Here is a 24,778-nt window from a genome sequence, read left to right on the forward strand (position 1 = left end):
GATGACGTTGATAGGCTATAGATGTAAAGGTGGTAACATCAAAGTCGAGTAGTACTAATTGCCCGTAAGCTTTATTTTTTAAATCTATATTTACTTCTGAAATGGTAGGTATAGTTGCTCTTATGAGCTTTTCCAATATGACCTTATTTAAGTGTGTGATACCAAGAAGTATCCGAAGACAGCACACGACCTTTTTATGGTGGTTATTCCGAGGGTCTTCACCTCTTCCCATACCGAACAGAGTAGTTAAACCCCTCATGGCCGATGGTACTTGGGTATTATCCCTGGGAGAGTAGGTAGCTGCCATATTTATTTTAAAAGTCTCAATAAGCAATTATTGAGACTTTTTTTATGCACATAGATCAAGGCTGAATAACAGCTTTTGATGGAACCGAACCATCTGAGAATCAGCTGAGGAAAATACTAAGGCACTGGTTTTTACCAGGCAGAATCCTTTTACCGGAATCTATTTTGAACCGAAATACCGAAAATTGTTAGCTTTAAATGGATAACTTCGTTTATTTACGGATTAAGGATAACTATTTCTAGTAGATGATGTTTCTTTGAGGCAGATACTTTTGGGAATAGATCATAGGGTATACGGATCGAAAAAAGGTAAAAATGCACAAACAGAGTCCTATAGCGCTTTCCTGTTATTATAAAAGTAGTCGTGAAGGAGAAAATTATGTGGCGGATGATATCCTGCAACTTCAACTGTCTGGGTCTCTTATTCTTTATGACGGCAAGAAGGCCTATCCCAGCACTACAGGAGGCCTGAGGCTGGTGAGAAGAAACCGGCTGATGAAATATTTTAAGGAGCCCGAAAAAAATCTTCCTTTTGAGTCTCTGTCTATCCATTTTGACTTGGATTTTCTGAAGACCTTTGCCCTGGAGTATCCTGTTGCCAGTGCCGTATATGGTAAGACGCAGGATCCTGTTATTGATCTGAAGACAAACCCCCTGATGGAGGGGTACCTAAATTCTATCCTGGACTTTGAAAAGACAGACGCATTAAAAGATCCGGTGATGGCAGAAGCCAAGCTCCGGGAAGGACTATTATTGATATTGAAAAGCAATCCGGAACTAACCGCTGTATTATTTGACTTTTCAACGCCTTATAAAATTGGTCTTCGTGAATTTATGGAAGAAAATTACGTTTTTAATGTAAAAATTGACCGCTTTGCTTATTTAACAGGAAGAAGTCTGGCTGCGTTTAAAAGAGATTTTCAATTGGAATTCGGGATGTCCCCACGCAGATGGCTGACACAAAGAAGACTGGAACAGGCCTATAAATTATTATCAACTCCGGAGTTGTCGGTTTCAGATATTTATATGGATCTGGGTTTTGAAGATCTGTCTCATTTTTCCCATGCGTTCAAAACAAAGTATGGCGTGGCACCCACGCATTTCCAAAAATCCATTCATTCCCCGGCTCATTAAGATATTCAGATTAAGTGGCTTGCTAATCGTTAATGCTGGATGGTTAGGAATATTTGGCTTCCTCCAAGAGAAAGACTGAGCTTTTCAGGCAAGTAAATTTGAGCTTTTAAGACAAGTTGATTCATTTGCTGCGTTTTAATTTTGCATTTATAAATGTAAATAAAATGGAAAAGATCAATCAACAGTACATCGGTGGTGCATGGACCCCTTCCACCGGTACGGAATGGATAAAAATGGTAAATCCCGCTACGAGTGAAGTATTTGGGGAAGCCTTAATGGGAACCGAATGTGATGTGATAGCAGCTATAGGCGCTGCAAAAAATGCGTTTGCTGCATTTTCTGGGACTTCGGTTGCAGAACGGAAGAGGTACCTACAAAATTTACATGATGCCCTTATTGAAAGAATAGAGGAATTGAAAGCAGCTACCATTGAAGAATACGGCGCTACGACCACAAGAGCTGAGTGGTCCAACCGTTACGCCGCGGATATTTTCCTTCAGTTCAAACGTCTTGTTGATCATTTTCAATTTGAACGGGAAATAGGCAAATCTAAATTAGTCATGACGCCCATTGGCGTGAACGCTATTATGACCTCCTGGAATTCTAATGCAGGCTCTATATGTGTAAAACTGGCAGCTTCTATTGCAGCGGGTTGCACGGTAGTTATAAAGCCCAGTGAATGGAGCTGCCTACAGACCAGGATACTCACCGAGGCGTTTGATAAAGCAGGGTTACCGCCAGGTGTGATTAATGTTATCAATGGTCGTGGCGAGATGATGGGTGAAATCTTATCTACGCATCCCGATATTGCAACACTTAGTTTTACCGGTTCTACGGCGGTGGGTAAAATAATCGCTAGGAATGCCGTAGAGACCATGAAACGAATGACACTTGAATTAAGCGGCAAGTCTCCGCATATCATTTTGGATGATGCTGATCTTGATAAAGCGACCACCCTTGCAATAAATGCCTGTTTTATGAATAGCGGACAGGCTTGTATTGCGGGTTCAAGATTATTGGTTCCGGCCCGGCTGATGACAAAGGTGGCGTCGATGCTGAAGGATAAAGTATCCGCCTTGCAGGTTGGTTTACCTACCCATCCCGGGACTTTTATTGGTCCCATGGCGAGCCAAAAGCAATACGACCGCATTCAGCAGTATATACGAACAGGCATACAGCAGGGCGCTACATTGTTAGTAGGCGGTGAAGGAAAACCGGATGGCCTTGAAGCGGGTTTTTTTGTGAAGCCGACGGTTTTTATCCACGCCACCCCGGAAATGGTTATTGTAAAAGAAGAAATATTCGGACCGGTACTGACTGTATTGTCCTATGAAACGCAGCAGGAGGCCATTGCACTGGCCAATGATACGGATTATGGGTTACAGGCCTATGTAAGTGCTTCAGATACCCTGAGAGCTGAGAAAGTGGCGCGACAAATTAATGCCGGACGCGTCTCGATAAATACCCTTTGGCATGATGCAGAGGCTCCTTTCGGTGGCTTTAAACAATCCGGTGTGGGCAGAGAAGGCGGCGTATTCGGGCTGGAAGCCCTTTTGGAACCTAAGGTGATATTAAAAGAAGGATAACAATGACCGGTTTCAGATAGCGGATAGTGGCAGCGGTTTTTTGAATGACCAGTGCCGCTCCCTGCTGTGAGAAGCGTCTTTATACCATAAGAAGTGTTCTGAGAGTTGTTTATTTTTTGGATGTTATTTTTTCAGGATGCCTGACTGAACACTTTGTTCGATTACGGATTGGACGTAGTGATCAATGGTAGTGGAACAGCAGGCATGCACATTTTGTATTTCCAGCACCTTTTGGTGTTGAACGTTATATTCCTGCCAGGTGCCGCCCTGGTTGGATGCGTTTTGTAAGAGCGGTTCCAACCGGTCCATGGACCGGGCAAATTTGGCTTCATAGGTCTGCCTGGCCTCAAATTCTTCCCAGATAGCTTTCAATTCCTCCGCCTGCTCGTCAGGAAGCATGCCGAATATACGGTCGGCAGCTAAGGATTCCTCGGCTGTATTGGTATGGTTTTTAGCGGCATCAAAAATAAAAGTGTCACCTGCATCGATCTCTACCAGGTCATGAATCAGCAGCATTTTAAGGACTTTAAGGATGTCTATAGGCTGATCGGCATGATTGGATAAAATAAGAGCCATTACAGCTAAATGCCAGCTGTGTTCCGCATCATTTTCTCTTCGGTTACTATTGAATAGTTTTGTTCTGCGTTCAATATATTTGAGTTTATCAATTTCCTTGATGAACGCAATTTGTTGTAATAGATCGGGAGATATGGATGATTCCATGATTGTTTTATTAAAGGTAATGCAATATTTGATGATAGATGTTCCATGTGGATAGGACAAATGTAGTGTATCTTATGTTTGATCCTGTTTTATTGGAGATTTGTTTAGCATCCTGCTGAATACTACTTACCTGAATAAATAGAACAAGTGGCGTTTTATTGGGCAAACGTTTGACTGACAGAATTGCTGGTTTTAAATATATATTTGAAGTACAGGAATTTAAGTATGATGAGGTATAATTGCCGGACCAGTGGCTTATGTACTGTTTTATCCTGACAGGAGTATTATGAATAAGGTATAAAGCGGGATTTTATTTATCAGGCAATCGATTCGTTTCAAATATAATTTATCAGTATTTATTTATGAGTAGAAAAAAAGACTTTACCGGTTTTTATGTAAACAAATGTTCGTTAAATATGCATTGGACGGGTTGTAGGCGAGGCTATTGTTTGGGGATTTTAATTTTGCTGTTGTTATTTGCAGATATGGGTAAGGCGCAGCTGTCAGGTAAGTCGGCGTCGTCACAGTCGACTTTGACGCCCGACTTTAAAGTCGCAGAGCGGCCATGGACAGATAGCCTGGGCAACCACCGTCTGGTGCTGCTAGTAGACCGTAAAGGTGGATCAAGCGACGCTGTGGCTGTACGGGTAAGGTGGCGCCGAAGGGACCAAAACGCTGACAAGAAAGTCCTGATCGTTACAGACAGTGCTGGCAGGCAGATTAAAAACATTTTTGTCAATCATATTGACCGGGAAGACGGAAGCTTTTTGTTTGAGCCGATCAGCGGGCAGGGAAAATATTATGTTTATTATATGCCCTGGTCGGGTCATAAATGGGAAGGTGGTTTTGAGGGAGATTATTTGCGTCATCAGCCCATGGCAGATCAGCGGTGGCTAGCGCAACTGGGCAAGGATAGCGTCCGCAAGCAAATGATGATGGCCAGCAATCTGGCTATCGAGGCTAGAACAGCTTTTGATAGTTTTTACCCGATGGAAGTCATAGCGACTCAAAAGGAGTCCGGCGAGCTGACTCATAAATACAAGAGCGCTTTTTTACTTTTTCCGGAAGACCGTAGTCATCCCATCAAGATGCTGGATGATTTACCCTTTCGATGGATTAAAAAAGGTCCTTACAGGACTGATGGGGCACAAAACACCGCTTTTAATATCTCCGCCGATCAAAACGAATATTATGTGTTTCAGGTTGGCGTATATGCAAGCAGAGAAAAGGTGCGGGATTTACGCATAAATTACAAAAATGCCCCCTTTAAACTGAACTGTTTTAATACCGGAGGTATCGACAGTAAGGGCCAGCCATTTTTTAAACAGGTAGATGTCTCGCTGGGTCATATCCAGCCTTTGTGGTTTGGTATTGATATACCCAAATCTGCAAAACCAGGCACTTATCCCTTTATTGTTCAGATAACTGATGGGGACGGTCACACGCAGGAAGTAAGAATTCAGTTAAAAATTAATGGTCATCTGTTACAAGACAGGGGCGACAGTGAACCCTGGCGCTTATCCAGGCTAAGGTGGCTAAATTCTAGAATAGGTATTGATAGCCTGAATACCCGGGAAACCGCGCCGTTAGTAGCGGATCAAAAAAGCGGAACCGTCAAAGCCGGCAGTGCAACGGTAAAGCTGGATACTTACGGATTCCCGAAGCAAATCCTTATCGGAAACCAACAGCTGCTGACCGCACCCATCGCTTTTAACCTTGCCCAAGAGCTGGGGGCAGACGCATCCCAGCGGTTGCCCGAGGTGGGTAAGCTACATTTTACTACTGTGAAACCGGGCCTTATAAGTTGGGAAAATACCAGAGAAAACGAGGCACTGCGTATTGGCTATGAAGGTAGCATGGAATCGGATGGATACCTGCGGTATAAAATTGTGCTGAAGGCCAAAAAAGAGGTTCACTTCAAAGATATAAGTCTGGATATCCCGGTGGATAAGCAGCATGCGAAGTATTTTATGGGTATGGGCAGTGGGAAGCCTTTTGGCAGAAACGGCGGTTATCTGCCAAAATCTTATGACTGGAAATGGTCGGGGCCGCAGAATGCTTATTGGATCGGGGACTATAATGCTGGTATTTATTGCAAATTGCTGGGAGCCAGCTATGATGGCCCCATGCTGAATCTGTATCATCCGGCGCCACCGCCCAGTTGGTATAATAATAACAAAGGAGGTTTTAAAATTCGTACGGTAGCAACGCAAGCGGGGCAAACAGCGGTCATTGCCTCGGCCTTTACCTCTGCTTTTCATTTACAAAAAGACAGTACGCTCACCTTCTCCTTCTGCTTACTACTTACCCCCGTTAAAAAGTTAAATACGGAAAGCCAGTTCGCCAACAGGTATTACCAGAATTACGGCAACCCTTATCCACCGGCTGAAGACATCAAGGCGGGAGTGGGGGTGATCAATGTTCATCATGCTAACCGGGTTAATCCTTATATCAATTATCCATTTGTAAGAGCGGATAGCATGCGTGCTTTTGTGGATCTGTATCATCAGCAAGGCGTTAAAACGAAGATCTATTATACGATACGGGAGCTTTCTGACCAGTGTACAGAAATCTGGGCCCTGCGCAGTCTGGGCACTGAAATATTCAGCGATGGTCAAGGGGGCGGATACCCCTGGCTTAGGGAGCATTTGGTCAATCATTATGATGTTCAGTGGTTTACGCCTATTGATGGGTATGAGGCCTGTGATGCGGCTATTAAAACCAGTGAGAACTCCAGGTGGTATAACTATTATGTGGAAGGCTTAAGGTGGCTGGTGCAAAATGTGGGAATAGATGGGCTATACCTGGATGATGTAGCCTACGATCGGGACATGCTAAAAAGAATGCGTAAAGTAATGGATATGGTAAAGCCCGGTTGCATGATTGATCTGCATTCTAATACGGACTTTTCTAAAGGGCCTGCTACTCAATACACTGAATTTTTTCCCTATATTAATAAATTATGGTTCGGAGAGAATTTTCATTATGAGGACATGCAACCGGACAACTGGATGGTGGAGACTTCCGGCATACCCTTTGGCTTGATGGGCGATATGCTGTTCAGCGGAGGCAACCCATGGCGTGGCCTGGTATATGGTATGACCAGCAGGGACGGCTGGCCGACGGACGGCAAATTGTGTAATCCGAAACCTATATGGGAGGAACTGGACCGTTTCGGAATAAAAAATGCGGCCATGCATGGCTATTGGGAACCTGATGCGGCGGTGATTACGGATAATAAAAAAGTGCTGGCCACCGCTTACAGTCATGGCCAAAAGGTGCTGATTGCACTGGCCAGCTGGGACAGTACCACTCAGCATGTGTCTTTGAAAATCAACTGGAAGACTTTAGCAGTGACACCAAGACAGGTAAAGCTTATCGCAAGGCCAATTCAGGATTTTCAAAAGGAAGCCGTTTTTGAGGACACATCAACTATAGAAGTAGCTCCCGGCAGGGGCTGGCTACTTGAACTTGAATAACAGCATCATTGAAAGCAGTCCTTGGAACAATATCAGAATAAGGTAGTAAATGGGCATTGAGTGCCAGATACCGGAAACGCACAGTTTTAGTATACTGAAAAATTGAAAAGCTATACTTGGGAATTTCCATAAAGGCATATGAAGGTAGTGGTTCTGATCGCAATCCTTAACTGTTTTGCTATTATTATTGTACGTGAAATAGGCCAATAATTGGGAGGCTATTTTAAAGTGATGCCAGTAACACGGAAAAGATAACCCGTAACCCCTATGCTTTTGAGCAGTAGGAGTTACGGGTTTTTTAAGTAAATGATTAAATTGTTCCACGGGTTCTTTGTCAAATGAATTTAAATCTTTATTTTGCTAAACGGTCAGGTATTTTTTTATAAATTATTGATATTCAGTCTGGAATTGTTTACATCTTTTTCCTGGCTGCCGGGTTCAAATCATATCTAGTTTATTGGCCTTTTTATTAGGTTACAAAAATTAATTTGTTCGGATTTAGTAAAATAAAAATCAATGCGGAAGAATCTCTCTATTGGTTATGCGTGGCTTTTAATGGTTGTAATGGGCTGTTCCTTAGCTTGCTCTAAAAGCCATACGGATACAACTACTCCGGTAGAACAATCCTCTGACAATGATCTGATTGGTTTTACCTTTAAAAAATCACAGAACCCGGGGTTGTGGAACGATATTGAAACCGAAATAAAAAATGACACGGTTTATGCCCATACGCTGGTAGGAACCGATATTACCGGACTTGTGGCGGATTTTGAGTCAGAAGGTACTTCTGTAAGCGTCAATGGGGTGGAACAAAAAAGTGGCGATACCCGGCAGGACTTTTCCAACCTGGTCAAATATACCGTCACGGCAGAAAATGGGGACCAGCACACCTATGTCATTAAATTTTTTGATACAGGTATACCGGCAGTATATGTCAATACGAATGGTCAGCCTATTAATAGTAAAGATGATTACGTAGATGGAGACATTAAAATTACCGAGGGGCTGGACGGAAAATTACAGTATGAAGGCGTTATGAAAATTAAAGGCAGGGGGAACTCTACCTGGGGAATGCCTAAAAAACCCTACCGCATCAAGTTGGATAAAAAATCGGACCTTCTGGGTATGCCTTCTGATAAGAACTGGACCCTGCTGGCTAATTACGGGGATCAGTCATTACTTCGTAATGAAGTCGCCTTTGAAGTGAGCAGACGCATCGAATTGGAATACACGCCCAGACAGCAATTTGTAGAAATGTTTTTAAATGGAGAGTATATGGGGAATTATACCCTGACAGAACATGTCAAGGAGGGAAAAGACAGGGTGCCCATTGATGAGGATAACGGTGGTTATATCATAGAAGAAGACGGTTATGCAAGTCAGGAACCGTCTCATTTCTTTACATCTAAGGGAATACCCATTACCATAAAATTCCCGGATGAGGATGATATCACAACAGATCAGTATAATTATATCAAAGACTATGTAACTTCCTTTGAGACCAGTCTTTTCAGTGCCAGAGGGAGTGATGCAGGCGATTACCAGAAGTACTTTGATCTGAAGAGCTTTGTTGATTATTATTTGGTCAATGAAATTTGTGACAATCCGGATATGTTATGGAGCATGCGTATGTATAAAAAAAGCAGTCAAGATCCTAAAATATATGTAGGTCCGGTATGGGACTTTGATTTAGGATTTAATAATGATGTTCGCATTGGCAGAGAAGATGCCCAGGAAAAACTGATGCTGGATTATGCCCATGACCCAAGAGCCTGGATGGATCAGATTAAACAGGATCCGGCATTTAAGCAAATGGTACGCAGTAAATGGAATAAGGTGAAAGCCAGTCTGCAATCCCTGCCTGATTATCTGGATGAGAAAAATGATTTAATCAAATACAGTCAGATACCTAATTTTAAACGCTGGGCTGTACTTGGGACTAATATTAACCAGAGCTGGTTTACTGCCAGTACGCATCAGGCCTATGTTGATTTTGTTCGGGATTTTTTAGTGAAAAGAATAGCGTGGCTGGACGGGGTGATTAACGGGGCAACCTTTGATTAAAGAAGGAACAGATTTATTTTTCTATCTTTATTGAGCATTTCCATGGTCAAATTGGATTTTTGATAAAATTTATTTTGGAAAAAAAATCAAGATTTGAGGAACTGATGGAGAACCCCTTTGATGGCTATGGCTTATTTTTTAAAACCAGGTATAAAAAGGTCAAGCCCGGTAAATTTTCACCAATTATTAGTGCCAATTTGACGAACGATTTCACTGTTACACCTTCGACTCAAATAGGATTCAGCCTGTACTTTAAACCGACCTATTCTGACGGTTATTTTACCCATTACGGTCAGGGGAATATTAATTTTGCGATCACTCAAAAATTAAAAAATACCAATATTTCCTTGAGCATATCTGGTAATGATGTATTCAAAAATGACCAATACAAAGAAATGGCATTATATCATATACATTATTTAGAATCGGGGTATATGGACAGCAGGCAATTTGGCCTGAGCTTCGTTTGGAAATTCGGGAAACAAACCGTTGAAAACAAGAAACAGGAAAGGCTGGAATCTGATGATTCGAAAGATAGATTGTGAGTTTTGTTGATTAACGACTGCTTAAAGGCGGCTTCCTGCTCCCGTGTCTGGGAAACTTAACTGTGTACATCAGGTTGGGTAATGGAATAGGGGACAGCAATAAGGGAAAGACGTTAAACATAAAAGTATAGAGGAGAGTAACCTGCCAGAAAAAAGAAGGCTGGATATAATAAAAGACAGGATATTCACTTTTGATATCCGTGAGTATCCTGTCTTTATGCCGGTTTAATATGCTATTGCATTTGACTATCTGTGTAAATCAAATCTGTCCAGGTTCATGACTTTATCCCAGGCGGCAATAAAGTCTTTGACGAATTTTTCCTTCGCATCATCACTTGCATATACTTCAGCGAGGGCCCGAAGTTCAGCGTGTGAACCGAAAATTAAATCTACCCTGGTTGCTGTCCATTTTTTCTGACCGGTAGCGCGGTCACTACCAACAAATTCTTCAGCCGCATCTGAAGTGCGCTTCCAGGAGGTGCGCATATCCAGGATATTTTTAAAGTATTCATTGGTGAGTTTGCCTGGATTCTCCGTAAGCATCCCTTTGTCGGAGTTGTCATAATTTATGCCCAGTACCCTTAAGCCACCAATAAGGACAGTAACTTCTGGCGGGGTTAAACTTAATAATTGTGCTTTATCAATTAAAAGCTCCTCCTGAGAAACCTGGATGCCACTTCGTCTGTAATTTCTGAACCCGTCTGCCAGTGGTTCTAAATAGGCCATGGAATCAATATCCGTTTGTTCCTGGCTGGCATCCATACGCCCGGCAGTAAAGGGAACGGTTATGTTATGACCTGCTTCATAGGCCGCCTTTTCTATCGCCGCGCAACCACCCAGCACGATTAAATCCGCAATAGAGACTTTTTTGCCGTCTGTTTGCTGTTGATCAAATTCGGATTTTATAGCTTCCAGTTTGCCTAAGACCTTTTGAAGTTGCTGTGGATTGTTAACGGCCCAGTCTTTTTGTGGTGCCAGTCTAATGCGTGCACCATTAGCGCCGCCCCTTTTATCAGAAGACCTGAAAGAAGAGGCAGATCCCCATGCCGTTGCTATAAGTTCGGCCGTGCTGAGTCCTGCATTAAGAATGCGCTGTTTCAGGGAATTGGTATCATCTGCATTTATTAACGGGTGATTGACTTCAGGGATAGGATCCTGCCATAATAATTCTTCGGTTGGAACCTCAGTGCCAAGATATCTGGTGCGTGGACCCATATCTCTATGGGTCAGTTTAAACCAAGCCCTGGCAAAGGCATCTGCAAAAGCATCAGGGTTGTCCATAAAATGCTTTGAAATTTTTCCATAAATAGGATCAAATCTTAAGGACAGGTCCGTGGTAAGCATGGTGGGTTTATGCTTTTTGTTGGGGTCAAACGCATCTGGAATAATATCCGGCGCATCTTTAGCAACCCATTGATGGGCACCCGCCGGGCTTTTAGTGAGTTCATATTCATAATTAAACAGGTTCTCCCAAAAACTATTGCTCCATTGCGTAGGGTTTTTAGACCAGGTAACTTCCAGTCCGCTGGAAATCGCATCCGTGCCGCTGCCTGATTTATAGGAGCTTTTCCAGCCGAGTCCCTGCATTTCCAGCTCGGCGCCTTCGGGTTCTTTTCCTACATGGGTGGCAGGACCCGCACCATGTGTTTTACCAAAGGTGTGGCCTCCGGCAATTAAGGCTACCGTTTCTTCATCATTCATGGCCATGCGACCGAATGTGTCCCGGATGTCCTTAGCTGCCTTAATGGGATCCGGATTGCCATCTGGACCTTCCGGATTAACATAGATCAATCCCATCTGTACTGCAGCCAATGGCTTCTCCAGATTACGGGAATGGATGTCTCCGTCTGCATCATCATCAGAAGGTAAAACAGCATGATCTTCGACAACTCCCGGGGAGCCGTGTGCATAACGGATGTCGCCGCCCAGCCAGGTCTTTTCGGAGCCCCAGTAAACATCGTCACTTGCTTCCCACACATCTTCTCTGCCTCCGGCAAAACCAAATGGTTTAAAACCCATAGACTCCAGTGCTACATTTCCTGCCAGTATTAATAAATCTGCCCAGGAAATATTCTGTCCATATTTTTGCTTGACTGGCCAGAGTAATCTGCGTGCCTTGTCAAGGCCGACATTGTCAGGCCAGCTATTAAGGGGAGCAAATCTTTGTTGTCCCTGTCCGGCGCCTCCACGACCGTCACCCACACGGTAGGTCCCGGCGCTATGCCAGGCCATTCTTATTATAAGGCCTCCGTAATGGCCAAAATCCGCGGGCCACCAGTCTTGAGAGTCTGTCATTAATGCCTTTAAATCACTTTTAATAGCAGCCAGGTCCAGACTATTAAATGCTTTTTCATAATTAAAATCCGGATCTAAAGGATTAGATAAGTTTGAATGTTGGCGCAGTACATTCAGATTGAGTCGTCCTGGCCACCAATCATGATTTTGAGTGCCTCCTCCCGCTACATTATGCTTAGGAGCCTCCTGGTGAAAGGGACATTTACCGATGTCGTTTGACTGATTTTCCATTTTGAACAAGTTTAAAAGTGAGAAGATATTTTTTTGCTTAGGTTCTTCCAGACGACCGTTACTTTTTTCCAAATAGAATGGAATCATCCGGATTATTGATTTCAATAATAACTATAATAAAGATAATTAATGTAAGGATATTAATCTATAGATATTATCTATAAAGGTATAGGCATTTTCTATTGATTTTTCTGGCAGGATTCCGTGCCTAAGATATAAGTTGAAAGCTAACGATTAGAGATTACTGTATGTTTTTTACTGAGATATCCATCAAATAGACGGAGTAAATCTTTTACCCGGGAAATGGTGTCCGGTTAAAATGCTTTATTGGAATAATTTTTGCTATTGAAAGCTGTCGTCATCGAGAGGTCAATTGATTGTGCCTCCTCATTTCATGATTACATCACTGGTTATTTTTACCGCTCCCGTTAGGGGCTTAAAAGGGAATATTATGCAGGCATTGTTTGACATACAGAGCGCCGAGATTAGTGAGAAAATTTGGCAGCACGGAACTCCTTTTACCTATAAAACACCAGGGGGTACATCAGCCAATCCGTATATATTGCAAATGGGGCCAAGCAGTGGGCAGTTTATTCATTTGCCTTTAGAATACGTGACTATATGAAGTAATACCTATAAATTCCACGACCATTGTACCATACATGCCAGAGCTCCTTACCGCTCTATAGAACTCTTATTTGTCAGATCCGGCAGATGCATTCATCACAGGTGGCCGTTTTTGCGTCGTCCATTGAAAACAGACTCCCTTAGTTTAACCCACAGTCTGGCAATAGATAATAAGACAACTTTTGAAAAAGACAGTTGCTATCAGACCCTTGATCTTCATTTTAATCCAAAAGGCCTGGAGCTGCTTTTAGAAAAGCAGCCCTGCCAGTTGGAAAGGGTAATGAATGCTTACGGGGCAGGCAGACAGTCCAGTTTTTTACATTCAGATTTTAAGCCGACAGCGGACATTTTAAAGGTGGCAGCTAAAATTGAACGGTACTTGTTGAATCCATACATGGAGCCTGCGATAATGAATAATCTGGCCTTTAGTTTATTATTAAAAATACTTGCCTTACAGGAAGAACAATTTGGTCTTAAAAATCTGGACCCAAAATTACAAAAGCGGCTTAGGCTTATTGAGGCGGTATCCAATCTTTTATTACGGGAAATAGATAGACAAGGACATTCCCTAAAAGAACTGGCCCGAAGTGCAGAGACTAATCAAAAATATTTTGCAGATGGGATTAAGTACCTGCATAATATGGGGATTAATCAATTTATCACCCAAAGGCGACTGGATAAGGCCCTTGAATTACTTTTAACGACTGACTTGCCTGTTAAGGAAATTGCTATACTGGCAGGTTATAATAATCCCAATCATTTATATCCTGCTTTTCGGGAGGTGTATGAGTATACACCGGAGCGATATCGAAGCTTCATGCACGAGCTTGCTGCAGCCTTATATTTACCATAGGTATAGAAAATTGCTTATTGATTGTAGTTTATATATGGTATTTTATATTATTCGTTTTTTAGTAGTCATATTATTTTGCTTAGTGAGAGATTTGATGCCAGGTGACATATTTCCAGCTTTTATGTAGATTTTGTCGTTGTGGCTTGATTGCGTGGTTATACGAATACACCAAGGTAGGTGTTAAGTCGCTTAAATAGCAATGATAGCAGGTATATATAAAAGATAGACGTCCTGATTTTTTTAATTGGTACAGGGTAATATCCTGGCCAATGACATCTGCAGTTAAAATAGGACAATTGTAAAAAGTTCTCTACCACCTTTTTCTGAGAATAAATAAAAGGGTCGGGTACCTTATGGAGACTTGAGTCCTGGATGGTGGGCTTTACTCTAATTAAATTTTAAATAAATAACGATGATCTCTGGTAAAAAAAAGCATAGAGGGAAACAATATTCGCATAGAATATATTTAGGACTTACGGCATCCATGCATGAAGAATTGCTGCAATTGATGGCCCACTCGGAATACCAATACAAAAGTGATTTGATTCGGGATATCCTGGGCAATAAAAGAATAAAGGTGGTTTATCGGGATAAATCCATTGACATGGTCATGATGGCGTTTGGAGAATATTTGAAGGGTTTACAGCAGTTAATCCTTCAGATGGAGCAGATTACGCAAAAAGTAATGGAACTCTGTGATTTAGAGCAGATAGATTACCTTGAACAGAAAATCATTAAACTACTGGAAGATTATAAATCTACCCTAGATAAGGCGGGCTATTTTATAAACGAATTAGGTATGCTATGGTTACAAAAGTAAATTCCTCTAAATCAACCAGAGGGACATTAATGTATAATGAAAAGAAGGTTGAGCTCGGACTGGGCAAGCTCTTACTGGCTGCAGGATTTCCCGTTTATCCGGAAAATTTGGATATAGCCTCTAAATTAATGGTTTTTAAGATGCTGACAGATCAAAACAGTAAATCCAGATATCATACGCTTCATCTTACCCTGAATTTTTCCTCCTATGATATATTGGATGAGCTTAAGCTAAAAAGGATTGCTCATCGTTACCTGTCTAAAGTCGGATTGGATAAACAGCCCTATTTAGTTTATCAGCATTATGATACGATGCATGCCCATTTACATATTGTTTCAGTGAAGCCGATAGATGGATCTAAGCTCTTACAGAATTTGTATCTGGGACATGGATTTACAAAAGCCAGTAAAGAAATTGAAGTTGAATTTGGACTACAGAAGGCGGCAGATTATAGTGTGCAAGAGCGTCCCTTACACAATCATTTAGTTCCAGGCCGGTTCCATTATGGGGATGATGATGCCATTCGTGGTATCTCCAGATGGGTAAATACCACTTTAATGAGTTATAGGTTTGGGGATATAATGGAATATGATGCTATTTTGAATCAATTCGGAATTAAGGTGGTGTATGGCAGGGAAGGCTCCCGGATGAAGGCCTTTAAAGGCTTAAGTTATGGAGTCATTAAAGAGGACGGAAATAGTACTTGCTGTCCCATAAAGGCTTATCATTTGAGTGGCCGGCCTTTGCTTAGAGAGGTGGAGAAGCGTTTTACCGCAAGTATAGATTCCAGAAGGTCTTATATGCCCAGAATGATGGCATTACTTGAAAATGCCTTTTTGCTGGGCAATAGAAAAGAATTTGAGGATTATTTGCAAAGGCGGGGGATTCGTCTGGTGTTTAACAAGAATCCGGAAGGTAAGGTATATGGAGCTGTTTATATTGATAACGGTACCAAGGTTGCCTGGCATGATTTTAATCTGGGCGAAAACTATAAAGCAGCGGAAATACTGACAATTATTGAGGGCCTGCCTGCCATAATAGGTTCTGAAATACAAGTGGGTGGTGAACTGGGAAAATTAAATGAACGAGATACGGTAGACAATTTCAAATTAGATTTACTCAGAAAAGAACTGAATAAACCAATTTACGAACAATACGTGGGCAGTGAGCTTCCTGTAGTTGACATTATAAAGGATAGCAGACCGTATAAATATGCCTCCTATCAGCAACTGGCAGAAATTCATGAAGCGCAGATAAAGAAATTGACCCAGGGGCAGCATCGGCAAAAGGGACTGGAATTAGACGTGGACTTGGACTTGTAATAGGGTTGAGTAGTAATGGAGAATGGCTGTAATTGGTAGGATCTGCAAGGGGGGAGAGGAGGGCGGAGGGCGGAGGGGGTTGGGTGGTATGGGGTTGGGCAGTATGGAGGTGATTGAAACTGAGAGAAGAAGGCATGGAAAATGGCTGCGTTTTTATTAATTCGGTTATAAAACGCTTGAAATTATGAATACCGGTGAAAATTTACAAAGCCTTCGACGTATCCATGACTGGATGCTAAGGGCTGGCTTTGTGCTGTTGCTGCTGCATTTTTATATGAGTTGCTATAACCTGTTCCAGGTGTTGCATTGGACACATCCCTTCCTCTTTAGGATTTTCAACAGAAGGTTCTTTATTGATTTTTTTATCGGACAGTATAAGCCCCGAATTTGGCCCCTGGTGCTTTTGATAGTGGCGCAACTGGCCATCAGAGGCAGGAAAAATGAGAAGTTGAGGGCAGGCTGGGTAATGGGGCTTATCATATCCGGTCTATGCCTTTATTTTATCAATGGGAACTTCCTCATGGGCTGGATGGGGATGTTCAATGCTGAATGTGTGTACATAGCACTTTCTTTATTGGGTTATTGGCTGATGATGATCGGTATGGCGAAGGTTTCCAGGATTATTTGGTCAAAGATCGGTAGAGATGTATTTAATCAGTTAAATGAGTCTTTTCCACAACAAGAGCAGCTGGTGGATAATCCTTATAGCATCAATCTGCCGGCCCTGTATAAACTCAGAGGGAAAACACGTCAATGCTGGATTAATATTATCAACCCGTTTAGGGGGATCCTGGTAGCAGGATCCCCCGGTTCCGGGAAGAGTTATTTTGTCATCCGGCATATTATCGGTCAGCATATCCGTAAGGGCCTTACTATGTTTGTGTATGATTTTAAGTTTGATGATTTATCAAAGATCGCCTACAATGCTTTTTTACGCAATAAAGGCAAATACCCTGTTGTTCCCAAGTTTTATGTGATTGATTTTGATCATTTGAACGTCAGTAGCAGATGTAATCCACTGGACCCGGATCTGATGACCGATATTACCGACGCTTTGGAAGCAGCCCGTACCATCATGTTAGGGCTGAACAGGGAATGGATCCAGAAGCAAGGAGAGTTTTTTGTAGAATCTCCTATTAATTTTCTGACGGCCATTATCTGGTTTTTAAAAAAATATGCACAGGGCAGATATTGCACGTTGCCGCATGTAATGGAACTGATGAATGAGGAGTACGAAAAACTGTTTTCGGTATTGAAAACAGAGCCCGAGATCAGCGTATTAATTAATCCATTTGTCAGCGCTTTTGTCAATGGGGCCGTGAAACAGCTGGAAGGGCAGATCGGCTCTGCCAAGATCGCCCTTGCCAGGCTCAGCTCCCCCAGATTGTATTATGTGCTTTCAGGTAACGATTTTAGTCTGGATATTAATAATCCTGAGGAACCTAAAATTGTCTGCATAGGCAATAACCCGATGAAACTCTCCGTGTATGGAGCCGTTTTGTCCTTATTTGCCGCAAGAATGGTAAAACTGGTGAACAGACGGGGGCAGTTACCGTCTAGTTTAATTTTTGATGAATTTCCGACGATTTATTTTAGTGGCATGGATAGCCTGATGGCTACGGGCCGTAGCAACCTGGTATCCTGTACTATCTGTGTGCAGGACTTTTCGCAGTTGCAAAGGGATTATGGTAAGAATCAGGCGGATGTTATTACAGGGATCGCCGGTAATATAATTTCTGGTCAGGTGGTGGGCGAGACCGCCAGGTTACTTTCTGATCGTTTTGGCAGAATACAACAAGACAGAAGTAGTGTGTCTGTTAATTCCTCAGATAGGTCAATAACGCAGTCCTTTCAATTGGATGCAGCTGTTCCAGCTGCTAAAATTTCCCGGTTATCTTCCGGGGAAATGGTTGGCATCATTGCAGACACTCCGGATCAGCCAATTGAACTCAAAGGGTTTCATGCGAAAATTCAAATAGATAGGCAGATGATTGAAAGGGAGGAGGCGGGTTTTGTGCCCATCCCGGAAATAAGAAAGGTAAGTGAGGCGGATATAGAAAGAAGTTTTCTTCAGATTCAAACGGAGGTTCATCAAATAGTGGAATCTATCTGGATAAAAATGTCAGAGTCTACTGAGCAGGCAAGCCTCCTGGTGAAGAAAAAAGGAATGATAGATATTTAAAATAGGCATTTGTGAAAATTTGATGGCGACCCATAGGTAGGTAGGGTTGGCCCTCAAAAGGGCCCTGGCCCTAATGGAGATTTTTATTTAGGGAGCAAAAAAAATCTACAAATGAAAGGATTATTCAATTTTACAGCAAAAGACTATCTGTATGCCGAGTGGTGTGAGTCAATTCCAAAATCTTGTTCCGGCTATGGTGTTGCAGTAAGTTAATGCTCTTTTTATTGTAAAAACGTGAATTTTATTTTCGGTGATTCTCCGAATTAATTCATTGTTGTACAATGTAGAGAAGAATTAGCTAAATGATGCATAATCTCCCCCCGCAACCCTCTTCTTTAATAAGAAGAGAATTCACGATTTTTTTGAAAATAAAGTAGTCTTCAGATTAAATGACTTGTCCAAGTCAGGTAGTGCTATTGGGGTTTTGGCCAAGAAAGTAGCTCTAGTGATTATTTGCGTTGATTTATGAATATGATTAAATGATTCAATGTTTGAAAAAGCAACATTGAATCATTTAAATTTAGGAGGATAGATATTTATCCAAAATAAATACGGAAACTGAAATAGATTTCCACTGGAAAGTGGAAATCTGAAAAAACAACATATCCTAACCCGCTTATTTTAGAACAAAGACCTCTAACTATCGCTTTTAGTTTCTGGATCATTCCCTTTGTTTGGATCCAGTTTGATATCAACAAAAAACTTATTGAATTCCTCACCTGGGTTCAGGCCAATTGCCAGAAAAATTTTATACAAAACGACTGCCTCAAGATGTATGGATTCATGAAGGCAAAGTTTATTTATTTTATCTCTTTTACAGCCTATTTTACGAGCAAGCTCTGATTGGTTTATAGACTTACCATACAAATATTCACCTAATCTAGTCATTTGTTTTGTTTATATGATTAAGACATGAAACTAGGCTACTTTCTTCATGTAAAAAATATTTTTTGGAAAATAGATTTAAATATTATACATTTGTATAGAATTTAAAGACAAAATAATTGTTTTTCGTTATTTTGTAATGCCGTATTGAAAGTTTAGCCGTATTGAATGAAAAAATCAAGCCAGAAAACATCTCTATTTTGCCAGGATAACTGGATTTATTGATTGAAATGTTGTATGCTATGGACTAATTATATTTTATTTTGATTGCATGTGTTTTTGGTAATATTATCACAATGAAAATAACTGAATTAAATTCTTTTGAAATCAAGGAGCTGAAGGGTGCTGTTATATGGCTTATAGCCATTCCCCCACGATTTGCTTTAAATGAAAATTCCCGTAACCTGTTTGCTATAAAGCCCAAGAGTCCTATTTAATATTAAAAAGGAAGGGTAGTGTATTCTTGATTTTTTATAATAGGATGCAACTGCTCCTCCGCGTTTTGATTCGAAGTCTTTATAATCATTTAAAAATCAATTAGTATGAAAAAGCTGTTATGCTTAACGGGCGGAGCTATGCTCATGTTAAGCGCATTCAGTCAAGAAATTAAACCTTTATATATAGATGATCCTTTTCCAAATATTTCTTTTGGAAAAATAATCAATTATAAATGCTCAACTGCTTCTCTTAAAGATTTTAAAGGCAAATCAATTCTACTTGATTTTTGGTTTACCCATTGCGGAACATGCATAGAAGCAATGCCCGAATTAGATTCAATGCAAAAAATGTATGGGGATAAGTTACAAATTATAATGGTAGCACACGAATCGGATAGTGCTGTGACACAATTTCTAAAAAGTTATGAAACAAAACATAATATCAAATGGAGTATTCCATGTATAGTAGAAGACACCATTTTACATAAGTATTTTAGACATCTTTATGAACCAAATTATGCTATACTAGATCCTGAGAACAGACTTGTAGCCAAATGCTCATTTTTCTTTATGAATAAAGAACTAATTGGGGCATATCTTAAACAGTTACCTGAAGAGTTATACCAAACAGGGTACATAGACGACACTTCAAAAAAAACTAACTAATCAAAATGAGGAATATCACTTTACTAATACTAGCATTGATTTTAAGTAAATCAATAACCGCACAAAATAGTTTTGTATTTAAAGGAAATGTGACAAACACCGTTTCTGATAAACCTATAGAAAATGTATCAATACATTCAATTGAAAACGGGAGTACGGTTAATTCTGATTCTCTTGGTAATTTCAGCATAAAGGTTAAAAGAACAGATACACTTTTATTGTCACATATTGGATTTCAAACAAAAAAAATTATTACATACCCGAATACACCGTTTCTTCAAATTGGTTTAGTTCCTAAAAATAACTCCTTGGAAGATGTTACTATTAATACCGGCTACCAACAATTGAAACCTAATGAAGTAAATGGTTCATATGAAGTTATAGACAATAACAAACTTAATCAGCAGACAGGAATGAAAATTTTAGACAGACTTAATGGTGTAACCAACAGTCTACTGTTTAATGTTGGGAAACATAATAACAATTCTCAGAATACAACAGGAATAACTATTAGGGGATTAAGTACAATTAACGGTCCCTTAGATCCGCTAATTGTCATAGATAACTTTATCTATGATGGTGATTTAAACAATATTAACCCAAATGACGTGCAAAGCATTACTATATTAAAAGACGCTGCGGCGGCAAGTATTTGGGGCGCCAGAGCGGGAAATGGAGTGATAGTCATAACCACTAAAAAAGGGAACTTTAATTCAAAATTGCAAATAGATTTTAATTCAAATATCATTATAACGAATAAGCCAGATTTATATTATAATCCCCAAATCTCTTCCTCTGATTATATAGACTTTGAACAAATGCTATTTAATAAGGGTTACTATAATTCTCAATTTACTAACCGATCGCATCCAGCTATTTCTCCTGCGGTTCAGATTTTCCAGGATAAAAAGGATGGGATAATTTCAGCTGAAGATTCGGCAACTAAAATTAATGCATTAAAGAAAATAGACAACCGTGAACAGTATAATAAATATTATTACAAAAGAGGGCTAACTAAACAATATGCTATAAATCTTAGAGGTGGTAGTTCAAATCTAGCATGGCTGTTATCTGGCACATTTGATGAAAGTATTTCAAATTTAAGAAATGAATATAAAAAAGCTAACCTTAGATTTGATAACAGATATAAACCGATTAGCCAGTTAAGCATTGATGTAGGTGTTTATTATACAAATTCAAATAGTAAATCTGGTTTAGCTGATTATAACTCAACCTCTCAAATTAATTCAAAGCAAATTATTCCATATTTAAGCTTGATTGGAGAGAATGGCCAATCCATCGCTGTTCCGTCTTACTATAATCAACGATTTTTGGATACTTTAGGACAAAATCGGTTATTGAGTTGGAATTATTATCCTCTAGAGGAGTATAAACATTCTTATAGTACAACAAATACTGAGGATATTTTGGCGCATATCAAGCTTGAGTATAAAATATGTCAAGGACTGAATTTAAGTATAATGTACCAATATGAGAAGCAGAACTCCGAAGTAAATAGAATTTCCGACACCTCGAGCTATTTTGCTAGAAATTTGATAAATTCCTTTAGTCAAATTGACAGAAATACTGGTATTATAAATTATATTGTCCCACTAGGTGGTATATTGAATAAAAGCCAATCTTCATTAAACTCTTACACCTTTAGGGGGCAGCTAAATTACGACCGCTCATTTAAACGTCATAGGTTCTCTGCAATTGGCGGGTATGAAATTAGGGATTCTTGGTCAAACAATTCTGCAATGACACTTTATGGTTATAATGGCGACCCCCTAACGGCAGTAAGTAATTTAAACTATGCTACTTACTATCCTAATTTGGTTACAAAAGGTAATTCTATGATACCCTTTAGCAGCGGAATTGGTTCCACGGATAACCGATTTGTCTCATTATTTGCTAATTTCTCATATTCTTACCAAAATAAGTACACGATTTCTGGAAGTTTACGTCGAGATGGTTCTAATATCTTTGGAGCTAAAGAAAATGATAAGTGGAAGCCACTATGGTCTACGGGGATAGGATGGAATCTTTCAAAGGAGAAATTTTATAGCCTTGATTGGCTGCCGTTTGTTAGGGTATCTGCAACTTATGGTGTAAGTGGAAATGTAGATTTAAGCAAATCAGCACTTCCTGTAGGCATTTATTACCAGGGAATGCTTGGAACGTTAAGGATGCCAACGATGACAATAACCAAAATAAATAATCCCGAACTAAGCTGGGAACGTTCTTATCAAACAAACTTCAAAATTGCTTTTTCTTCCAAAAAGAATATAATAAACGGTTCTTTAGAATATTATTTAAAAAAGGGGACAAATCTTTATGCGCCAACACCTTACGATTACACTGCTTGGGGCGCGAGCTCTACGATTACCTCTAACGCAGCTGATATGAAAGGTCGTGGTATTGATATATCCATACATACCAAAAATATAAATCGAGCATTTTCATGGACTACAGACTTTATTTATAATTATAATAAATCGACTACAACTAAATATTTTGCAACGACTGCAACGTCGGTTTCGTCATTTTTAGGGGGTGGTAATATTATTACACCTGTTATTGGAAAGCCCCTATATGCTATCGCAGCTTATAGGTTTGGAGGTTTAGATGCCTCCGGTAACCCAATGGGTTATATAGATGACACTCTAACCTCCGACTATAATTCACTTGCAAAAAATGCAATAGGCGAGGGACTTAAGGGAGGAACAATTACCTACATCGGTTCGGCAACACCGACAACTTATGGCTCAATCATGAATTCTTTTGCTTACAAAGGTTTTTCACTGTCTTTTAATATAGTATATAAATTTGGTTATTATTTATGGAAGCCCACTATTAATTACTATGCTCTAGCAGTAAATGGTATAGGGAATCCTGACTATAAGAACCGATGGCAAAATCCAGGTGATGAAGCCACCACCTCAATTCCTTCATTTAGCTATCCATTAGATCAAAAACGAGATGCCTTTTATAATGGCTCAGATATAAATGTGATAAAAGGGGATCATATTCGACTACAATTTATTAATCTGTCATATTCATTTCTTAATGACAAGGCCTTAAGGCTGCCATTTAATGGACTTCAACTATATTTTAACGCTTCAAATATTGGAATAATTTGGAGGAGTAATAAATATGAGGTGGACCCCGATGTAACAAATGGAATACCAGCCCCAAAAACATACACTATTGGAATTAAAGCAAATTTTTAAAGTGATTTTTATGAAATTGAACAACTTTTTTATTCTTTTTGTGATACTCAGTTGTGTTATATCGAGTTCATGCAAAAAGTTTTTGTCAAAAAAACAAAATGCTTCTTCGGTTGTACCTTCTAAACTTAGCGATTTACAGGCCTTGATGGATAATGGCTACTCTGTTTATTCGGTCACTCCCTCATATATGGAAGCTTCATCGGACGAATATTTCTTAAGCGATGATCTATATAATTCCTTTTATATCAATGCCCAGAAAATATACACATGGGCTAAGTTTTTATCTCAGGAGGGAAGCGCAAATGATTGGGGTACAGTATACAATGGCGTATATTATGCAAATCTTGTACTTGATTTAATAAAAGATATTAATAGAAATGAACAAAACGAAGGCGAGTGGGATAATATTAAAGGAAGTGCTTTGCTATATAGAGCTTATGACTTCTTAAATTTATTATGGAATTATGCAAAGGCTTATGATAGTAATGATGGTAGTAATGACTATGGCATCGTTTTAAGAATGACCTCGAATTTTAATGAGAAATCTGTGAGGGCGACAAATTATGATTCATATATGCAGGTTATAAGAGATGCTAAAGAGGCAATACCGTTATTACCAGATTATCCACTCATTTCTTTAAGGCCTTCAAAAGGAGCAGCTTATGGACTATTAGCTCGGTGTTATCTGTCGATGAGAGATTACAACAGTGCTAAACTATATGCAGATTCTTGCCTACAATTATACAATCGATTAATTGACTTTAATGAAGATGAAGACATAGTTGGAAGTATTGAAAATAGTGCGCCGTTTATTCAATATAATAAAGAAACCATCTTTTATTCTTCTATGAATTCAAACTACGATATATTTACACAAGTTGGGTTCATTGATACCACTATATTAAAATTGTATGAACCCGGGGATTTACGCCTCACAGCTTACTTTTCTGATAATGGCTATGGATATAAATTTTTTAAGGCTAGTTATTCAAATAACATTTATTCAAATTTTACAGGGATTGCTACAGACGAAGTCCTTCTTATTAGAGCAGAATGTTGCATTAGGACGGGTGAAATTCAAAAGGGCTTAAATGACATCAATACTTTACTGGTTAAACGATATAAAACAGGAACCTTTACAGATTTAAAAGATTTAAGTGCATCGGAGGCGTTAGATAGGGTTTTGCAGGAGAGAAGAAAAGAACTAATTATGCGAGGTACGCGGTGGATGGATATTAAACGACTCAATAAAGAAGGCCGAAGTATTAATTTGAAAAGAGTTATTGATCACAATACGTTTTCTTTGGAGCCAAATAGTAATTTTTATGCATTGCCATTACCAGATGATTTAATTACGATATCTGGCATTCCCCCAAATGAACCTTAAATA

General features: G+C 39.9%; 15 protein-coding genes and 1 rRNA gene. 13 read left to right on the forward strand and 3 right to left on the reverse strand.

Features of this window, described 5'->3' with window-relative positions; all coding sequences use genetic code 11:
• The first annotated feature begins 195 nt into the window (after positions 1-195).
• The 3 genes from rrf (at position 196) to BLU80_RS11795 (ending at position 3,026) form a co-directional block, all read left to right on the forward strand.
• Positions 196-309 (forward strand): 5S ribosomal RNA (rrf, locus tag BLU80_RS11785).
• Positions 310-621: 312 nt separating this feature from the next.
• Positions 622-1,440, forward strand: a complete 819-nt coding sequence (locus BLU80_RS11790; RefSeq protein ID WP_091398469.1) for a helix-turn-helix domain-containing protein — start codon at positions 622-624, stop codon at positions 1,438-1,440.
• 164 nt (positions 1,441-1,604) lie between these two features.
• Entirely contained in the window at positions 1,605-3,026 is a 1,422-nt protein-coding gene (locus tag BLU80_RS11795) for an aldehyde dehydrogenase family protein (RefSeq protein WP_091398776.1), read from the forward strand.
• Between the two features lie 123 nt (positions 3,027-3,149).
• Here the strand turns inward: BLU80_RS11795 and BLU80_RS11800 are convergent, their stop codons facing one another.
• Positions 3,150-3,749, reverse strand: a complete 600-nt coding sequence (locus BLU80_RS11800; protein WP_091398472.1) for an HD domain-containing protein — start codon at positions 3,747-3,749, stop codon at positions 3,150-3,152.
• Positions 3,750-4,111: 362 nt separating this feature from the next.
• Between BLU80_RS11800 and BLU80_RS11805 the strand changes: the two genes are divergently transcribed.
• From BLU80_RS11805 to BLU80_RS11820, 3 genes are all read left to right on the forward strand, one after another.
• Positions 4,112-7,228 (forward strand): glycoside hydrolase domain-containing protein, encoded by a 3,117-nt coding sequence (locus BLU80_RS11805; protein WP_091398474.1) that lies wholly within the window; start codon positions 4,112-4,114, stop codon positions 7,226-7,228.
• A gap of 516 nt (positions 7,229-7,744) precedes the next feature.
• Complete coding sequence (locus tag BLU80_RS11815; protein WP_091398480.1) at positions 7,745-9,292, forward strand: CotH kinase family protein; 1,548 nt, start codon at positions 7,745-7,747, stop codon at positions 9,290-9,292.
• A gap of 74 nt (positions 9,293-9,366) precedes the next feature.
• Positions 9,367-9,837 (forward strand): outer membrane beta-barrel protein, encoded by a 471-nt coding sequence (locus tag BLU80_RS11820; protein WP_139188140.1) that lies wholly within the window; start codon positions 9,367-9,369, stop codon positions 9,835-9,837.
• Positions 9,838-10,083: 246 nt separating this feature from the next.
• On the opposite strand, the gene katG is transcribed toward BLU80_RS11820, so the two are convergent.
• Entirely contained in the window at positions 10,084-12,363 is a 2,280-nt protein-coding gene (gene katG, locus BLU80_RS11825) for a catalase/peroxidase HPI (RefSeq protein ID WP_091398777.1), read from the reverse strand.
• 739 nt (positions 12,364-13,102) lie between these two features.
• Between katG and BLU80_RS11830 the strand changes: the two genes are divergently transcribed.
• The 4 genes from BLU80_RS11830 to mobC all read left to right on the forward strand — a co-directional run bounded on the left by BLU80_RS11830 (position 13,103) and on the right by mobC (position 18,167).
• Positions 13,103-13,843, forward strand: coding sequence for a helix-turn-helix domain-containing protein (locus tag BLU80_RS11830; RefSeq protein WP_139188141.1), 741 nt, complete (start codon positions 13,103-13,105; stop codon positions 13,841-13,843).
• A 412-nt stretch (positions 13,844-14,255) separates the two neighbouring features.
• The gene (locus BLU80_RS11835; protein ID WP_091398489.1) at positions 14,256-14,663 is read left to right on the forward strand and encodes a hypothetical protein; all 408 of its coding nucleotides are present in this window, start codon (positions 14,256-14,258) and stop codon (positions 14,661-14,663) included.
• The gene (locus BLU80_RS11840; RefSeq protein WP_091398491.1) at positions 14,648-15,985 is read left to right on the forward strand and encodes a relaxase/mobilization nuclease domain-containing protein; all 1,338 of its coding nucleotides are present in this window, start codon (positions 14,648-14,650) and stop codon (positions 15,983-15,985) included. The genes BLU80_RS11835 and BLU80_RS11840 overlap by 16 nt, the downstream gene beginning before the upstream one ends.
• A gap of 184 nt (positions 15,986-16,169) precedes the next feature.
• Complete coding sequence (gene mobC / locus BLU80_RS11845) at positions 16,170-18,167, forward strand: conjugal transfer protein MobC (RefSeq protein ID WP_091398494.1); 1,998 nt, start codon at positions 16,170-16,172, stop codon at positions 18,165-18,167.
• Between the two features lie 636 nt (positions 18,168-18,803).
• Here mobC and BLU80_RS11850 read toward each other — a convergent pair.
• The gene (locus BLU80_RS11850; protein ID WP_091398497.1) at positions 18,804-19,055 is read right to left on the reverse strand and encodes a helix-turn-helix domain-containing protein; all 252 of its coding nucleotides are present in this window, start codon (positions 19,053-19,055) and stop codon (positions 18,804-18,806) included.
• Positions 19,056-19,594: 539 nt separating this feature from the next.
• Between BLU80_RS11850 and BLU80_RS11855 the strand changes: the two genes are divergently transcribed.
• The 3 genes from BLU80_RS11855 to BLU80_RS11865 are packed head-to-tail and all read left to right on the forward strand — an operon-like array spanning position 19,595 to position 24,775.
• Entirely contained in the window at positions 19,595-20,155 is a 561-nt protein-coding gene (locus BLU80_RS11855; protein WP_091398500.1) for a TlpA family protein disulfide reductase, read from the forward strand.
• Between the two features lie 5 nt (positions 20,156-20,160).
• Complete coding sequence (locus BLU80_RS11860; protein ID WP_091398503.1) at positions 20,161-23,388, forward strand: SusC/RagA family TonB-linked outer membrane protein; 3,228 nt, start codon at positions 20,161-20,163, stop codon at positions 23,386-23,388.
• Positions 23,366-24,775: a RagB/SusD family nutrient uptake outer membrane protein gene (locus BLU80_RS11865; protein ID WP_211481826.1), complete on the forward strand. Its 1,410-nt coding sequence runs from the start codon at positions 23,366-23,368 to the stop codon at positions 24,773-24,775. Before BLU80_RS11860 ends, BLU80_RS11865 begins: the two co-directional genes overlap by 23 nt.
• The last annotated feature ends 3 nt before the right edge of the window (positions 24,776-24,778 follow it).

The sequence above is a fragment of the Arachidicoccus rhizosphaerae genome, assembly GCF_900107765.1.
In the GTDB taxonomy this organism is placed as follows: Bacteria; Bacteroidota; Bacteroidia; order Chitinophagales; family Chitinophagaceae; genus Arachidicoccus; species Arachidicoccus rhizosphaerae.

Coding starts and splice junctions, on each gene's coding strand:
- BLU80_RS11790 (WP_091398469.1), top strand. CDS start 622: ATGCACAAACAGAGTCCTATAGCGCTTTCCTGTTATTATAAAAGTAGT.
- BLU80_RS11795 (WP_091398776.1), top strand. CDS start 1,605: ATGGAAAAGATCAATCAACAGTACATCGGTGGTGCATGGACCCCTTCC.
- BLU80_RS11800 (WP_091398472.1), bottom strand. CDS start 3,749: ATGGAATCATCCATATCTCCCGATCTATTACAACAAATTGCGTTCATC.
- BLU80_RS11805 (WP_091398474.1), top strand. CDS start 4,112: ATGAGTAGAAAAAAAGACTTTACCGGTTTTTATGTAAACAAATGTTCG.
- BLU80_RS11815 (WP_091398480.1), top strand. CDS start 7,745: ATGCGGAAGAATCTCTCTATTGGTTATGCGTGGCTTTTAATGGTTGTA.
- katG (WP_091398777.1), bottom strand. CDS start 12,363: ATGGAAAATCAGTCAAACGACATCGGTAAATGTCCCTTTCACCAGGAG.
- BLU80_RS11835 (WP_091398489.1), top strand. CDS start 14,256: ATGATCTCTGGTAAAAAAAAGCATAGAGGGAAACAATATTCGCATAGA.
- BLU80_RS11840 (WP_091398491.1), top strand. CDS start 14,648: ATGGTTACAAAAGTAAATTCCTCTAAATCAACCAGAGGGACATTAATG.
- mobC (WP_091398494.1), top strand. CDS start 16,170: ATGAATACCGGTGAAAATTTACAAAGCCTTCGACGTATCCATGACTGG.
- BLU80_RS11850 (WP_091398497.1), bottom strand. CDS start 19,055: ATGACTAGATTAGGTGAATATTTGTATGGTAAGTCTATAAACCAATCA.
- BLU80_RS11855 (WP_091398500.1), top strand. CDS start 19,595: ATGAAAAAGCTGTTATGCTTAACGGGCGGAGCTATGCTCATGTTAAGC.
- BLU80_RS11860 (WP_091398503.1), top strand. CDS start 20,161: ATGAGGAATATCACTTTACTAATACTAGCATTGATTTTAAGTAAATCA.